This window comes from Aquimarina rhodophyticola (assembly GCF_042434915.1).
Taxonomy (GTDB): domain Bacteria; phylum Bacteroidota; class Bacteroidia; order Flavobacteriales; family Flavobacteriaceae; genus Aquimarina.
Genome location: NZ_CP170198.1, coordinates 785,658 through 802,194 on the forward strand (window position 1 = coordinate 785,658; position 16,537 = coordinate 802,194).

8 protein-coding genes and 1 riboswitch are annotated in these 16,537 nt (G+C 32.8%); of the genes, 4 read left to right on the forward strand and 4 right to left on the reverse strand.

The window, feature by feature from the left end:
• Positions 1 to 24 precede the first annotated feature (24 nt).
• Positions 25 to 228, reverse strand: a riboswitch (cobalamin riboswitch).
• Between the two features lie 15 nt (positions 229 to 243).
• From ACE939_RS03370 to ACE939_RS03385, 4 genes are read right to left on the reverse strand one after another with little or no spacing between them, the layout of a single operon-like run.
• Positions 244 to 771, reverse strand: coding sequence for an AAA family ATPase (locus ACE939_RS03370; protein ID WP_378187373.1), 528 nt, complete (start codon positions 769 to 771; stop codon positions 244 to 246).
• Positions 764 to 1,705: an adenosylcobinamide-phosphate synthase CbiB gene (cbiB, locus tag ACE939_RS03375; protein WP_378187374.1), complete on the reverse strand. Its 942-nt coding sequence runs from the start codon at positions 1,703 to 1,705 to the stop codon at positions 764 to 766. Before cbiB ends, ACE939_RS03370 begins: the two co-directional genes overlap by 8 nt.
• Positions 1,696 to 2,703, reverse strand: a complete 1,008-nt coding sequence (locus tag ACE939_RS03380) for a pyridoxal phosphate-dependent aminotransferase (RefSeq protein WP_378187375.1) — start codon at positions 2,701 to 2,703, stop codon at positions 1,696 to 1,698. The genes cbiB and ACE939_RS03380 overlap by 10 nt, the downstream gene beginning before the upstream one ends.
• The gene (locus tag ACE939_RS03385) at positions 2,697 to 4,160 is read right to left on the reverse strand and encodes a cobyric acid synthase (RefSeq protein WP_378187376.1); all 1,464 of its coding nucleotides are present in this window, start codon (positions 4,158 to 4,160) and stop codon (positions 2,697 to 2,699) included. Before ACE939_RS03385 ends, ACE939_RS03380 begins: the two co-directional genes overlap by 7 nt.
• Before the next feature lie 420 nt (positions 4,161 to 4,580).
• Between ACE939_RS03385 and ACE939_RS03390 the strand changes: the two genes are divergently transcribed.
• Genes ACE939_RS03390 through ACE939_RS03405 form a run of 4 tightly spaced genes read left to right on the forward strand, consistent with a single transcriptional unit; the run spans position 4,581 to position 16,537 of the window.
• Positions 4,581 to 9,590 carry a hypothetical protein gene (locus ACE939_RS03390; RefSeq protein WP_378187377.1) on the forward strand — a complete coding sequence of 1,670 codons (5,010 nt, stop codon included), beginning with the start codon at positions 4,581 to 4,583 and terminating at the stop codon, positions 9,588 to 9,590.
• A gap of 11 nt (positions 9,591 to 9,601) precedes the next feature.
• Positions 9,602 to 11,674 (forward strand): hypothetical protein, encoded by a 2,073-nt coding sequence (locus ACE939_RS03395; RefSeq protein WP_378187378.1) that lies wholly within the window; start codon positions 9,602 to 9,604, stop codon positions 11,672 to 11,674.
• 13 nt (positions 11,675 to 11,687) lie between these two features.
• The gene (locus ACE939_RS03400) at positions 11,688 to 15,179 is read left to right on the forward strand and encodes a T9SS type A sorting domain-containing protein (protein ID WP_378187379.1); all 3,492 of its coding nucleotides are present in this window, start codon (positions 11,688 to 11,690) and stop codon (positions 15,177 to 15,179) included.
• The gene (locus tag ACE939_RS03405; protein ID WP_378187380.1) at positions 15,179 to 16,537 is read left to right on the forward strand and encodes a PKD domain-containing protein; all 1,359 of its coding nucleotides are present in this window, start codon (positions 15,179 to 15,181) and stop codon (positions 16,535 to 16,537) included. Before ACE939_RS03400 ends, ACE939_RS03405 begins: the two co-directional genes overlap by 1 nt.

The window sequence follows — 16,537 nt, forward strand, 5'->3', positions numbered from 1 at the left end:
ACTCTTTACCCGAGAGTTATTATCATAAATTATTATGGTATTGGCAGGTCTCCTGACTTAGCTTAGCATTCATTTACCTTCCCATAGCTTTTTACTACAGTGGTTTTATTAATGAAGCTTTTTATAAGCTTTACAGTTGCGGGAACAGTCTTGGATTTTCACCAAGTTCCCTTTTAATTCTATATTCTAAAATAAAAAGAATAAGAAACCAAATACAGTGCGAATGTATCGATAATTTTTGAATTACAAGATAGAATCCAAAATGAGTTTTTTTCTTTTGATTGGAGAGGACTTAGGCAGCATGATTATTTCAAATCCTTTTTTTGTGTAGTGTTCTAGTAATGATTTTTCTAACCTTAGACAATATTCGAATTTTTGCAATCTTTGCGGATCTTGACAATAAATATCAAACCAAGTAGGAGCAAAAAATACCGGAGTATGGTATATTTGTTTATAAGGAAAATGGAGTAGGTATGAGGGAATCACTTTATTAGCTACCGTTAAGTATGCGGTAAGATCTAACAAAGATCTATCACATATTTGCGTATTGGTATCTAAAAGTTCTTGGTGAGTTTGTGTATAAACAAGTTTAGCAAAACGGGTAATATCTGCCCAAGGCATGCCTTTTTGATTACTTTTTTGTTCCTTGATAATGACCTTTCTAGCAACTTCGTCCATACAAGGGACAGTATCTTTGAGCAAATTAATTAATGTAGTTTTTCCTGTTCCAGGAGCCCCGGTAATGATATATTTTTTTTGCTGACTATACATTTTGAAATAAATACAAAATTCCAATAATTATGATGACAAATACAATGCTTACTGTATAATTTATATTTGTAACAGTTTTGATTTCTTTGTGTTTTATTTTTCTATTAGTGTGGCCAATAAAGGGCTTATTTACCAATGTACCGTGATAATAATTAGGACCGCCAAACTGGCAACTTAATACATAGGCCAATGCAGCCTCTGGATATCCTGCGTTGGGACTACTGTGATTTTTACCTTGTTTGATAACAAAAGATATTCCTTTAAACTTTAAGCGGGCACTTAAAATTAGTAAAGCGGTTATTCTGGAAGGTATATAATTAGCGATATCATCAACTCTTGCAGCAAATTTTCCGAATTTTATGAAACGCTCGTTCTTATATCCGATCATAGAATCCAAGGTATTAATCATTTTATAAGCCATTGCACCCGGAACTCCCAGAAGTAAAAAATAGAATAAGGGAGCTATAACACCATCACTAAGATTCTCTGACATTGTTTCAAAAGTTGCAATTCTAATTTGTTGTTTGTCTAATTTGTCTGTTTCGCGCCCTACGATCCAAGACAAGCGTTTTTGACCAGCTTCTAAGCCTTGATACTCTAACGCATCAAAAACTGCTTGACCTTCTTTTATCAACGTTTTATTAGCGAGACAATAAAATAACATTGCGATTGAAAATATCAAGACCATAAATGGTAGAGAATTTATGTGTAACCATTGTAAAATGAAATATGGAATAACAAATGAGGTGCTAATTAAAAAAGTGGCTAATAAGGCACCAAGTAAGCTTTTATAGCGATTTCTATTTAACCACTTTTCTCCTTTAGAAATAATTTTACCAAATCCTACGATTAAATGAGGTAATTTTTTAGGATCTCCCAATACCAAATCTAGTCCAAAAGCAACTATTAAGACGTATATAGGAATTATATCCATTCTTTTAACGCTTTTATTAACATAGAATTAGCTTTCTTGTCTTGTGTTGATAATCGTATGTATTCACCATCTAATTTTTTAAAATTGGTAGCATCTCTAATAAGAATTTGATGGTTATCTATTAAATATTCTTTTAGTTCACGAGCAGATTTATGCACTAATTGAACTAAAAAATATGAAGTGGTACTGGGGTGAATTTTTAATCCTTTCAATTTGGAGAGCTCGTTTTTAAAAATGGCTGTTTCTTTTAATAATTTTGAAGCGTCAAATTGGAGACTTTCATAGTTGTTAAATATAAATTCGCCTGCTTTTATAGCTAGTGCATTAACACTCCAAGGCATTTTGAGAGCGGTGATTTGTCTGGTAATTTTGGGATGGGATACCATATACCCTAAACGCAATCCAGGTATAGTAAATGTTTTGGTTAGAGAGCGTACAACAATCAAATTGCTATATTTTATAGTCAACGATAGTAGCGATGTTGTATTTTCTGTGAATTCAATATAGGCTTCGTCAATAACAAATGTAGTTTCAGGTTTTAGTTCAACAAGAGTCTCTAGCTGATTGGTAGCTAAAGTTGTACCTGTAGGGTTGTTGGGAGAGCATATAAAAATTACATCGGTAGTTACATCCTTAATTTCTGTTATTGATATTAATTGATAGTCGAGATTAAAAATTTTGCAGGCATCCTCGTATTCAGCAAATGTTGGTGCTAGGATGGCAGCCTTTTTGTTAGCAAAAAATTGTGCAATAAGATAAAAAGCTTCGGTCGCTCCATTTGTAAATAAAAAATTTTCACTGGTAAGTCCAAATTTTTTAGCAGCTAATTTATTAAGTTCATGCGCAGTAGGCGAGGGATAGTTTTGAATGAGAGGAACACTTTCTAGTATATGAGTAAGTAATGTTTTGGGAGCTCCTTGATAATACACATTAGAGCTAAAATTATATTTAATTTTTCCTTTTATAAGGTGAAGATCGTCACCGTGTCCATTTAACATTCTTGCTTGCTATTTTCTATAATGGTAGCCATATCCAAATTAGTATCAATCCAATTGGCTAATTTATCAAATTGATTAGCTTTAAATGCTTTGTAATCTTTAGCCTTTGCATCAGGGAATTTTAACTGTAGTAATTCTGTGACGACTTCTTGATTATCAAAAATGCCGTGTAGGTATGTACCCCAAGCTTTTTTTCCGTCAAAATAGCCTTCATCAACACCATTTATGCGATTTAAAGATCTGTTTTTAGGGATAATAGTTTCTCCCATGTGTATTTCATACCCTTCGCATAGTTTTTCAAAATCTTTATATTTGAAAGTGCGTTGTATCGTTTGTTTTGTTTTTGAAAGTGTTGTTTGGATATCAAATAGGCCCAAGCCACTTTCAGATTTAATAGTACTTTCTACAGCAAAAGGATCATTGATAACAGTACCTAGCATTTGAAAGCCTCCACAGATTCCTATGATCGTAATATGGTCATATAACTCTTTTATTGTCTGAGCTAATCCATCAGATTTTAAGGCGATTAAATCTTCTATAGTATTTTTTGTACCTGGAATAATAAGAACATCTGCTTTTTTAATTTCTTGGATATCTCTTGTGAAATAAAGATTGATCAACGGTTCCTGTTCCAAAGATTGAAAATCGGTATAGTTAGACATGTATAACAGGTGAACAACGGCAATGTTAACCTTATTTGCTTCAGATGTTTTATTTCTTGAAGTGAGAGCGACAGAATCTTCTTCTTCAATTACGATATCTTTGGCATATGGAAGAATGCCGAGAATAGGTAAACCAGTGAGTTCTTCTAACTTCTTTTTACCTTCTTGAAAAAGTGCTGGATCTCCTCTAAATTTATTAATGATGATACCTTTTAATAACTTTCGTTCCCAATCTTCGAGTAATTCAACGGTACCGTATACACTCCCAAATATTCCTCCCTTATCAATATCGCCAACTAGATAAACGCAAGCATTTGCAGCTTTTGCCATTCGCATATTTACAATATCTCTATGTTTTAGATTAAGTTCACTGATACTACCAGCTCCTTCTAATACAATTGGATTGTACTTTGAGGCTAAAAATGAAAAAGATTTTTTGGCTTCATTGAACAACTGTTTTTTATTATCACCCAGAAAGTATTCTTTGGCAGTTTGATCCCCGATTGGTTTGCCATGCAAAACAATTTGAGATTTATTGATAGAGGAAGGTTTTAATAGAATAGGATTCATAGCTGCCATTGGCGCAATTTTACAAGCTTCTGCCTGTACAGCCTGTGCTCTTCCTATCTCTAAACTATCAGGTGTAGAAAAGCTATTAAGAGACATGTTTTGCGCTTTAAATGGTGCTGGTCGATAGCCACTTTGTTTAAGCCATCTACAAATGCCTGTGGTAATCCAACTCTTCCCAACATCAGATCCAGTTCCAACGAGCATTATATGACGTAATTTTTGCATGCCTATTTTAATTTCTTAGCGCAAAAATATCAAATTAGAACTGCATTCATCATGATTTGTTAAAAATTAAAATCGTGCAGTATGAAAGTAAGTGATCATAATAGCTTTGGATGAATCTCGATAAACCATTCTTTTTAAAGAACCTATACTAAATACTTTCTTGAAGCATAAGAGTATAAAATAGGTGTGTAAAAAAGTAGTCCTCAACATTAAGTATGAGTGCTCATATTAACATCCAAGAAAAAAGGATTCCGTTAAAGAAAAGTAGACGAAAAGAAAAGGACAAATTATAAAGTTAATAAATACTTAATACAAAAGTCAAGATATAGTAATAAGCATAAAATAATCCTTTTTGGTTTTAATTATACATTCGCTTTCAAATAATAATTATTTAATATCAACCCCAAAATAATTACTAAAGTGCCTACAATTACTATTAAATTACTGACTTTATTGTTCTTTTATTTTTTGAGTTTTTCAGTAAAAAGTTATACAACTAGATATAATTTTGATTCGCCCAATAATTCAAAAATTGATTTAAACAATAAGTCTTTTAGCACAACTTCATTAAGCGATAAAAATAAATTTTCAGCTTTAGAAAAAAATAAAAATGAAGCAAAAGCAATTTTCGACAAAATTGCAGAATCCAACAATTGGATTTCTACATTTTCTGGCGTCAATAATGAGGTTATTCTTCCTGCGGGAATAAAAGAAGTCGTAGATGAAGTAGAATATCAGATAGCTTTTGCAGAGGCTCAATTTGGATTAACTGCACTATTTAAAGTTTTTGTTAAAGTTATTTTGCCTCAATCCGACATGAATGGTCAACCAATAGAATTATTTTTTGGAGCTAATAATGTTCAATTATCAAAGGAAGGAGGTCTTATAGGAAACGGTGGTACCTCTGGGAATGCTAATTTAGTCTTATTGGGGGATATTGCCATTCCTTTTCATTCATCAAGCTGGACACTATCATTAAAAGGTACTGCTGAGTATGCAAATCCTACTATGGATGGGCTGTCCTTTGTATCTATAGATTGTTATGGCGTAACAGGCATGAGTATTAACGGACATGTAGAGATTTCGAGGAATTTGCTAGTACCTGTACAACCAAGTGGTGATTCTTTAACCAATACAACAGAGACCGTTAAAGGAACTTTTACAGCAGATGCAGCTTCATGGAATGATTTGATAGTAGCTGTACAATTATCTCCATTTGCTTTAGTAAATCAGGAAAATAAATTTACATTCACAAGCAACAAGGCTATTTTTGATTTTAGTGATAGTAGAAATCCCGAAAATATTGTATTTCCTCAGCATTATCTGGATTCAGGTGTTTTATTACCAAATGAAAATAGTTGGAGAGGAATCTTTATAGAGTCATTACAAATAGGTTTGCCAAAGGTATTTAAAACTAAGAAAAGTATTGAAAATAGTGAAAGAATACAAATTGACGCAACTAATTTACTAATAGACAATAACGGGGTATCTGTAACAGTAACTGAAAAAGATATAATAGCTATTGATGAGGGAGTAACTTCAGAGCCTATCGGTTGGCCTTTTTCAGTATCTCAATTTAGTTTAGAATTGCTTCATAATAGAATTGCTAACTCAGAGTTCTCAGGAGCTATGCATCTTCCTATATTTAAGGATCTCAAAGATAAAACTAATGGAGCAGTATATCCTTTATACAATGACAATAATGGAGTTCTACCTGATGAGCATGAAACTTCCTTATTACAGTATACAGGTTTAATATCTGATGATGAGTATAGTGTTAACGTTTCTACACTAAATGAAATTGATATCCCCGTCTTTTATGCATCTGTAAAATTAAGGGCTGGTTCTTATATAAAAATGCCTGTTGTCGATAATAATTTTAGACCAGAAACTAATTTTAATGGAATAATGACAACCATTATATCCTCAAAGAAACAAAGAGAAGCGGCAGAAAATGCAGTACAATCATATACTTCGGATCAAGGAAAAACTGAGGATGAAACTGATATGGTTCGATTTAAAGGGATCACATTTGAAGGTCTCAAAATGAAGACAGAGGGTTCTACACTAGATATTGAATATTTGGGATATACCGAAGGTGTAGCGATGGGTAATGGTAGTAATGTTAAAGAAAAATACAACAATAATTTTAAGTATACCGACGGTGTAAAGGAAAAAATAGAGCCACAAAAAAAATCAAGACTTAACATGTCACTGGATGCTATAACTTATAAAAGTAATCCCGAAAAAAATGAAAAGACTTTAGGTTTTGATGTAAGTATGGATTTTACGGGCGGTGATGAGAAAAAGTTTATTAGAGGAAGTACTAGTATAGATATTGTTGCAAAGGATCAAGTTACTAACGGGATATCCAAAATAGTTTATAAGGATACTAGATGGGCAAAAATAGCTGTAAAAGGAAGATGGACGTTCTTAAAATTAAAAGCTTTTGTAAAAAGAACTTATGGAGATTCAATTTATGGAAATGCATTTGCCGGTGATGGAGAAATTAAAATAGATTTTACAGATTCACAGCGAAAGAAGACGGAACAAAACTACGAAGAGAATAATAGTAACACAAATTTAAGAATCAAATCAAAAGTATTATTTGCAGAAGATGCATCATTTTGGTACGTAGATTTTTCTGCAGAGTTTCCTCAAAAATTATTTAGTAATTCAACAATTACACTCCCAAAAGGATATTTTGAAATTAACGGATTTGGAGGAGGAATGTATGTTAATATGAAAAGACGAATGGACTCGGGGAATGCAAGTTCCAAAGTCTCACCTTCTGGTTTTTCCTATGAACCTTCAATGGGAAACTATGGATTAAAATTCATGATATTCTGGCATCATGGAGGCGATAATTTAATGCGTTGTGGAGTAGGAGCCGAATTAAATATTAATCGACATGGAGGTATAAATAGTATTTCTTTTATGGGACAAGCGAGAGGACTTAACAAACTTGACAACCCCAACATGCCTTTTAAAAAACAGTTATCTCAACAATTGGAAGCAGCTGAAAGGAAAGAAGAAAATGGAGTTGTAGCAAATAATGCTACAGGTAACAAAGAAAATGAGGAACGAAGAATACGTAATAATGTAACGAATAATGAAATTAGAGATACAAGATCCTTATCAGAGAGAATTTCTGAAGAAGAGGCGGGAACCGATGTAACAGAAATACAATCCATGCCAGATGTTGATGGCGTAGATGCATATTTATTTGGACAATTTGATATAAAAAATCGAGCATTTTATACCTATATGGATGTATATACGGATATAGCAGATGGCTTAATAATTGGGAAAGGAAGAGCTAAAAAGGCTGTAGAAGGGATCATTCAGATCAACAGTGATGGATGGTTTGCTCATTTTGGAAATCCATTAAATAGAATGGGGCTCTCATCGGGATTTGGAGATTTTAGGATAGATTATTCTGGATATGTTATGCTTGGTGAAAATTTACCAAAAGCTATTCCTCCACCTTACAGAGTGCTAAATATTTTAGGTGATAAATTAAGAGTATTAGAGGAACAACAAAACAGATATAAAAATCAACTGTCTACAGGGAGAGGAGCTGCATTTGGTTTAGCATTCGAGTTTGATACGGGTAATTTAACAATTGGTCCACTTTATGCTCGCTTTACAGCAGGAATAGGGGTTGATGTATTATTAAAATCATATGATAATCAAATGACCTGTAATGGAATATCTCCTATTGGTAGTAATGGTTTTTACGCTACGGGACATGCGTATGCCTTTATGCAGGGAGAATTAGGTATAGGTGTCGAAGTATTTGGAGATTATAGAAGGTTTCCTATAATTGAAGGGGGAGGTGCATTTTTAGGAAAGTTTGGAGGACCTAATCCTAATTGGTTTCAGGCAAGATTTTCAGCAAACTATAGTGTTTTAGGTGGTTTTATTAAAGGTCGCATAAATGAAGATATCACTATAGGTGAAGTTTGTAATCCTGTTCCAGATAATGCACTAGGAGTCGAATTGATTTCAAGCCTTTCACCTACAGATAACGACAGTAATGTAGATGTATTTACTTCTCCCCAAGTAGCATTGTCCATGGAAGCAAATACTCCGATTGAGATTCAAGATGTAAATAGCCAAACTAAAACGTATAAAATAAAAATCAAAACATTCACTATTAAGGATGCCAATAATAAAAAAATAGAAGGAAAATTATCATGGAATTCCTTGAACACTAAAGTTACGTTCGAATCCTTAGATATTCTACCTCCAAATCAAGAGTTGACAATGGAGGTGGAAGTAGCACTGCAAGAAAAGGTCAAAGGGGTTTTTAGAACTTATACGATTAATGGAGAAGAATATTTGGAAACGAAATCATTAAAATTTGTAACTGGAGATGCGCCTAGTTATATCCCGTTATCCAATATTCAATATTGCTACCCTGTAGTAGATCAAAAAATGTTTTATCGCGATGAGCATCCAACAGGATATCTTAAACTGAAAAAAGGGCAAGATTATTTATTTGAAAATTCTCATTGGCAGACTAGCATTAAGTATTTGAATACTATTGCTAATAAAACGCAAGAAACTTCTATCCAGTATAATAACACAAGTAACCAACTGTCGTACACTATCCCAAAAGTAGATAAAGAGACAGAGCATACCATAAAAATTATTAGCAAGCCAATTGAAGCTAAACTAACTACTCAAACAGTAGTTAAAACCAATAAGGTAAACAATACTGATAGTAATGGAAGCACATATACAATTAAAAAAAATCAAGCGGAAAATATAATCAAAAATGACGCAGAAGTAGAGCGACTCACATATAAATTTTCTACTAGTAAGTATACCACTTTTAGAAACAAAATGCAATCAATTAAGACCGATAAAAATTTTATTGGAAAAGTTTATATGGATGCGATTTATTTAGGATCAACTATTAAAAAACATGATGAAGGATTTGATTTAATAGAACTAGAAGGGAATAGTTACTCTGGTAATGTACCACTAATAGTTGCAAATGCAACGCTAGAGGACGCGTACTTTAAAGAAGATATTGCACCCTTACTTTATAATACTTATCCAATCGCTAACAAATATGACTTTAACCGAGACACTAATATTTTAGGAGTTGCGCCTTCAAAAGCAGTTTTAGTAAGGACAAATTATTTGGCAAGTATCGCAAATAACACAGATGATGATTGGCGATTAAAAAGTTTCCCGTTTAAATATATGTTGCCCAAAGTATATAGAGATGATTTTGAGAACATCATGGTAAGCATAAGTGATGACTACCATAATGGTATACAGATGGATCAGAAAGCATTGCAGTTTCTTGATAATACCTTCGTTTTTATGCGGGAAGGAAAATATAAGACGCGATTTAATTACGTGTTACCTGGCGGAATACGTAAAACCTACGCAATATTTGAATTTACGTTTTAATTGACATATTGATGAAAAAGACAACTATATACATTATAACCATCTTTACTTTAAGTATTTACAATAAACTATTTTCTCAAGAAAATGAAATTATACCAGCAATTAAGGTTTTAGCGAGCAATAAGAAAACACACATTAATTTAAGATGGGCCCCAAATACTCCGTCAATTTGGAAAAAACTCAATAAAAGTGGGTATTTAATTGAACGTATAACAGTAAGAAAAAAAGGGAAACTGATGCCTCCTTCCTATGATAAAAAAATTCTGGATACTATAAAACCTAAGCCATTAGATGAATGGAAAACATTTGCAGAAAATAATAAATATGCAGCAGTTGTAGCACAATTGTTATATGGTAAAACCAATGTAAATCCTACCTCTACTCCTATAGAGAGTATGTTTACTATCAAAAAAGATTTAGATAATCGATTTTCATTTGTATTACTAGCTGCAGATATGGATTTTGAAACTGCTAAACTCGCGGGTTTGGGGTACGTTGATACTAGTGTACAACCAAAGACAGAATACTTATATAGAATTAAAAACATAGATCCTCAACTTAATGTAAAAATCGGTTTAAAACTAATTCATACAGAAAAGAAAGAAATACTACCACCACCCATTGACCTATACGCATTGCCAGAGGATAAGAAAGTGACTCTTAGTTGGGACAAAGAAGTATATAAATCAATATACACAGCGTATACTCTAGAAAAATCTGAAGATAGTATACATTTTGAAGAGATTAATGGGGGATTACCTTTTATAAATTTCAGTCAAGATCAAGTATCAAATAATCAATTTTTTTATAAAGATAGTATCACTGCAAATTATAAACCATATTATTATAGAGTTCTTGGGATTTCTGCTTTTGGAGAAAAAAGTCCTCCCTCTAAAATCATTTCAGTAAAAGGGGTTGAAAAACTAACATCAATTCCCAAAATTACTTCAGATAGTATCACCGCAACTAAGGATGTGATATTAAATTGGAAGTTTGATTCAAAATCCGAGAAGCAAATTAAAGCCTTTACCGTAGACTGGGCATCAAAGGCAGAAGGACCTTTTGTGACAATTAAAAAAAATATCCCAAAAAACAAGAGATCAGCTCAAATAGATAAGGTTGAAGCATCCAATTATTATAGGGTAAATGCTATCGGATTAGGTAATTATAAGACCACTTCTTTAAAGTATTTTGTGCAACCCATAGATTCGGTAGCGCCCTTAGCACCAGTAAGATTAAAAGCTGTAGTTGACTCTTTGGGAATTGTGAGGGTATCTTGGCAACCAAACCAAGAAAAGGATATAAAAGGGTATATCGTAAGAAAAGCAAACTTGAGAACAGAAAAGACGATCCCCATCAATACAGATCTTATAGTAACAACGACTTTTACAGATACTATACAAATCAAGTCGTTAAACTCTAGTGTTTTTTATCAAGTAGTAGCATTAGATAAAAGGTATAATGTATCAAAATTATCTAAAAAATTAGAGGTAAAAAAACCAGATATCGTTCCGCCAGTACCCCCCATATTTAAAGATTTTAATAGTACGAAGGAAGGTATTTTTTTACGCTGGATTAACAGTAGTAGTCAAGATGTAGTAGCACATAAATTGTATAAAAAAGAGCTAACCGCAGATCAAACAAAAAATGGGTGGCATTTAATTTTTACGACTGATTCTATAGCTAATTATTTGGATAAAAATATAACTACAGGAAGTAAATATAAATATAAAATCATAGCAATTGATGAAAATCAATTACTATCAGAAACAGCTACCCCTATTACAATTACCGCCAATATGATTGTTAATAGTTCAAGTATAAAAGGGTTTAGCTTCTACGCAGATAGAGAGGAAAAGAAAATTACTATTTCTTGGAAAAAAATGCCAAGTTCAGTCACAGAGGTACTTGTATATCGCTCAAAAAATCAAGAAAAACCTATGTTGTGGCGACAACTATTACCAAATACTAATCAATTGGTAGATACCAGAGTAAATCCAGATAATACATATACGTATATTCTTAAAGCAATTTTTGCAAATGGAGAAATACCACAAACTAAAGCTGTAGAGGTTATCTACTAGAATTATTCTAATTATGAAAAAATATATACTGTTACTACTTTTTATATATACCACAATTGTGATAAATGCACAGGATGGCATCAAACTTATTCAAGGTAACAAAGCTTATTATAGACTTAATGTTTCGGGAGATAGATCCCATACAGATGTTGGAGTTTTTAATATTACCTGTGACAATGGTATGCAAGAGATAAGATTTCTGGATAAAGATAATAACCGCCTTAACACAATAAATACTAACGGTAAGGTAGGAAATTTTGAATACAATACAGGTGATTATCAGTTTACAAAGCATCAGTTTCCTATAAAGGTGCATATAGACAATGATTTTGTAGACAGATTTTTGTGTAAAGGTTGGGCTATTTATGATTTCCCAGATAGTTGGTGGACTAATGAGTTTAGAGACAGAGGTATGGATGTCATCAAAGTAGAGTATAAAGGCAGTTGTGATTCTAAGCGATATAGTGGATTTTGGCAACCAGATGATGGCTATTATGGAGATACGTTTTACTTTCATGCTGCTTATGTTTATATGCGAAACCTAAGGGTTAAATCTGATCCTGTAATAGAACTTAAGACCCCAACTTCTCCTCTATATCTGGCAAGTGAAGAATATATTACGGTGAGCGTTCCAGATAATCTATTGGATAATCGTAATGACTATAGTTACTATTGGAAGTTTAAAGTCGGTAGTGAATCAAACTACAGATCCATTTCCAGTCGCTTTGTTACTGTAGAAAAAGGAAATAAAGTATTACATATTAGGGGTAACGAATTTTTAGAACCATCAGATTATGGAAAAAGAGTACGTTTGGTTTTAGATGCTGGCTGTCAGGATTCAAATGCTATTTCATTTACCTACTATCCTTCCGCTCCTAAAGTTACAGCTGTAGAAAAAACTGATCCGATCTGTTATCAGGGAGATGGAAAAGTAAAGATAAATTTTAGTAGAAATTTAAACAGTACTCTTAAAGAGAAGTTGACAATTAATCTTAAAGACAATCTCGGAATAAGATATACCAGTAGTATTCTTACTACTTTTAAAACTGAACCAAATAATACTTATAGTTACACATTTGAAGGTGTAAAAGCTGGTGAGTATCAAATTGAATTTGCCGGAGGTAATCTAACTTTCAACGGAACAATTCTTAGTACTATAGTCAGAGATCCCGAAGCCCCTGTAATTATCGAAGATCCATTACAAGTCCTTTTTGATGTTTCTGTAAGAGATGCTAATTGTAATGATGGAGATGGTGTAATTGACAACAATAATGATGGATCTATAACTATAAATGCAGAGGGAGGTAGGAATGGCGTTTATCAGTTTTCTATTAAGGAAATAGGAGATAATTCAGGATTAAATTGGCAAGAATTTGACAACGTAGACCAACATATGGAGGGAGATCTCAGACCCGGTACTTATGAAATAAAGGTTCGGAAAAAAATAGGATATACATATTGTATCGGTCACTATAAGAATGATATTGCGAATACTATAATTACCAAAATCATTACAGAGCCAGATCAACCCTTAAATGTAGAGCAAGTTTATTATAAAGAACCTACAGCTTATGGTTTCAATGATGGTAAGATCAGCTATATTATAAAAGGAGGAACACCCTACACAGATGGCACCTATACGTATCAATTCAAAAATTCGACTGGTGTTATTCAAAATACTGTTACAATAGAAGTGTTAGATAATAAAGAGGGGTTTGTACTTACTTTACATTCTGTAGGGGCAGATATCTACTCGTTATGGATCTCAGACAAAAATTACAATGAAGCGATATACCAAACAGGTTGTTATGAAGATAATATAAGTGTCAATCTTCGGCAACCAGATCCAATCGAAGTAGTATTTGAAGTTATAAATCCTATATCATGTAATATTTATAACAAATTTAGCGATGGTAGGGATTTTGAAACTCCTTACGGCATAGCAGATCAGTTTCAAGATGGTCAAATTGTAGCACACGTCTCGGGTGGACTACGATTTAATACAGAGAATAAAGTACCTCTATCTAGTGATGTTCCCGTAAATGCTAATGGAAGCGGATTACCCTACTATTATAATTGGAAAAAGAAAGTAAATAATGTATGGACAGACATAGCGATAAATGATAGTATTATTAAGTATCAAAGTTATGGAGAGTATGCTTTAAATATTAAAGATAAAAATGGAATCATTTTAGGTAACTATAGTCCTTTTGTGAATAGTGAAGGAGAAATAGAATATATGCTTGTAACTCCTATAAACAGTACTTTTTATTTATCTCAGCCGCAAAAATTATCTATTTCTTTTGAAAAAACAGATATTACATGCTTTAATGGAGCTGATGCTACGGCCACTGCTACAGTGAACGGAGGGATTCCTCCATATGAATATTATTGGAGTAATGGCGCTACCACAGCTACAGCCAGTAATCTATTTGCTGGACGCCATATAATTTATGTTACAGATGCAAAAGGTTGCGTTATTGAAGGTAGTGTAACCATAGAACAACCCAACAGTTTAGTCATAAATCCAGTTCAGGTAGTTGCTCCTACTTGCTTTCAAGGCAATGATGGTTATATTGAAGTTGAGGTGACAGGTGGTGAACCACCCTATACCTATGTCTGGAGTAATGGTGTAACTAACAATGTAAATCGTGATCTTACAGCAGACACCTATTCGCTTGAGATTATCGATAATCAAGGCTGTAGAGCTTTTTATGAAACGACTATTGAAAACCCAGCATTAATAGCACTTGATTTGCCCGATGAATATACAATTTGCCAAGGACAGAGCTTAGCATTAGATATAACCATTGACGATTCTCAAGCAAGTTATAAATGGTCAAGTGACATAGGTTTTAGTAGTAATGCAAAAAAGGTGCAACTTGATCAATCTGGGGTTTATACAGTAAAAATTACTAATAGATTTGGTTGTAGTAATGAGGATACTATCAAAGTTAATTTTTTAGATAAAGGTATTGATGCACATTATCTAATTGCTACACAAGCTTATGTTGGCGAGGAAGTAACTTTGATAAATATAAGTGACCCTGTAGGAGATAACGTAGAATGGACGGTGCCAAACAATATTAAAATTATAAAAGAGAACTTTGAAGAGCTGACCGTTGTATTCGAAAAAGAAGGGGTATATGATATTAATTTAAGATCATATGTTGAAAGTTGTTATATGGACTTTAACAAAAAAATTATTGTTCAGTCTGCTGTAGAAACCTACAATCCATCAAACAAAGACCAATTTATTAAAGAGTTTATTATGTATCCTAATCCAAATACAGGTACATTTCAAACTAAAATTACTTTAGAAGAGTCTTCTGATATAACAGTAAAAATTATTCATATTACCTCTGGAGCAGTACTTGATCAAAAACATGAGGTAAACAATGTCGAATTCTTACTTGATAATTCGGTTTCTTTAGCCTCAGGATTATACCTAGTTGTATTAGAAACATCAAGAGGCGTATCACAAAGAAAATTGGTTATCGAGTAATGATTCTTAGAATAAAAAACTTAGGAGCCATACTGTTATTGTTTTCTGTCTTCAGTTCGTGCCTTAAAGAAGAAGCAATACCAGTAATTACGGATTTTGAATATGATGTAGTTAATAACGATTATTCGATTCCAGTAAGCATAATATTTTTTAATAGAACCGAGGGAGCAGATGATTATGAATGGCGATTTGAGGGCGCTAATATTTCCCGATCTATCGATAGAAACCCTGGTGTTATAATTTTTAACCAGAAAGGTAGTCATAAAATATCTTTAACCGCTACAAACATTGATGGTTCTACAGATACCAAAGCTGTAATTGTAAAAATAGATGAGCCCATAACAATAGATTTTATAGCCGAGAATTTGGACAACACCTTCTCTCCGGCGGTTTACACCATTCGTAACTACTCCAAAGGGGCTGATTCATTTAAATGGATATTTGAGGGTGGTAATCCAGAAAACTCAATATCATCAAACCCGGGAAATATAATTTTTAAAACACCTGGAGACCATAAAATTTCTTTAGAAATAAGCAATGGAAGAGAGGTATATACAAAAGATACCCTAGTGAAAGTATCACCACATTTACGATCAGATTTTGACTTTGTAATAAACTTTGATGATGATGATTACCAAATTCCAGCAAAGATAAAGTTTACTAATAAATCAATAAGTGCTACACATTACACTTGGACTATACAAGGAGCTGATATTGCATTCTCAAACAATCAACATATTGAGGTGACTTTTAATACTATTGGTGAACACAAGATCACTTTGACATCTGATAATGGAAAGGAGGTGAAAAGTAAGGTTCAAAAACTAACGTTTTATAAAAACACAAATCTTAGAGAGTTGAAGGATGTAAAATTAGGAATTAACACTGCTCATAAAAATAATAGTATAGGTAGTTTTTTTAGTATTGATAACCGTAGAGTATATAATAGTTCAGAAATCAATTCTGAAGTAAACAGTTCAATCGATCTGGTGTTTTATGGATTGAACAATACATTTGTCAGAAATGAGTTCAAAAGCCCAGATAGCTTGACCGACACACCATTTAATACTATAAGAAATAGTAAAAAAACCATTCTAATTAATGCTCAAGAGCTATGTAATTGTCCAACATTACTAACCGATGCACAATTTGATGAGATGACGGATGATACATTGTTAAATTCTTTATCTATAATATTAGATGACCACCTAACATTTGACAATTCGGTAGTGCCCAGAATACTTTTATTCAAAACACAAGAAGGTAAAAAAGGAGCTATTAAGATTAAACAATTTGTTGATAATGGAGCTGATTCCTACATCCTAATAGATTTAAAAGTACAGAAAGAAACCCGATAA

Bases quoted from the DNA above. Each gene is read 5' to 3' on its own strand.
- ACE939_RS03370 (WP_378187373.1), bottom strand. From the start codon at position 771: ATGTATAGTCAGCAAAAAAAATATATCATTACCGGGGCTCCTGGAACA.
- cbiB (WP_378187374.1), bottom strand. From the start codon at position 1,705: ATGGATATAATTCCTATATACGTCTTAATAGTTGCTTTTGGACTAGAT.
- ACE939_RS03380 (WP_378187375.1), bottom strand. From the start codon at position 2,703: ATGTTAAATGGACACGGTGACGATCTTCACCTTATAAAAGGAAAAATT.
- ACE939_RS03385 (WP_378187376.1), bottom strand. From the start codon at position 4,160: ATGCAAAAATTACGTCATATAATGCTCGTTGGAACTGGATCTGATGTT.
- ACE939_RS03395 (WP_378187378.1), top strand. From the start codon at position 9,602: ATGAAAAAGACAACTATATACATTATAACCATCTTTACTTTAAGTATT.
- ACE939_RS03400 (WP_378187379.1), top strand. From the start codon at position 11,688: ATGAAAAAATATATACTGTTACTACTTTTTATATATACCACAATTGTG.
- ACE939_RS03405 (WP_378187380.1), top strand. From the start codon at position 15,179: ATGATTCTTAGAATAAAAAACTTAGGAGCCATACTGTTATTGTTTTCT.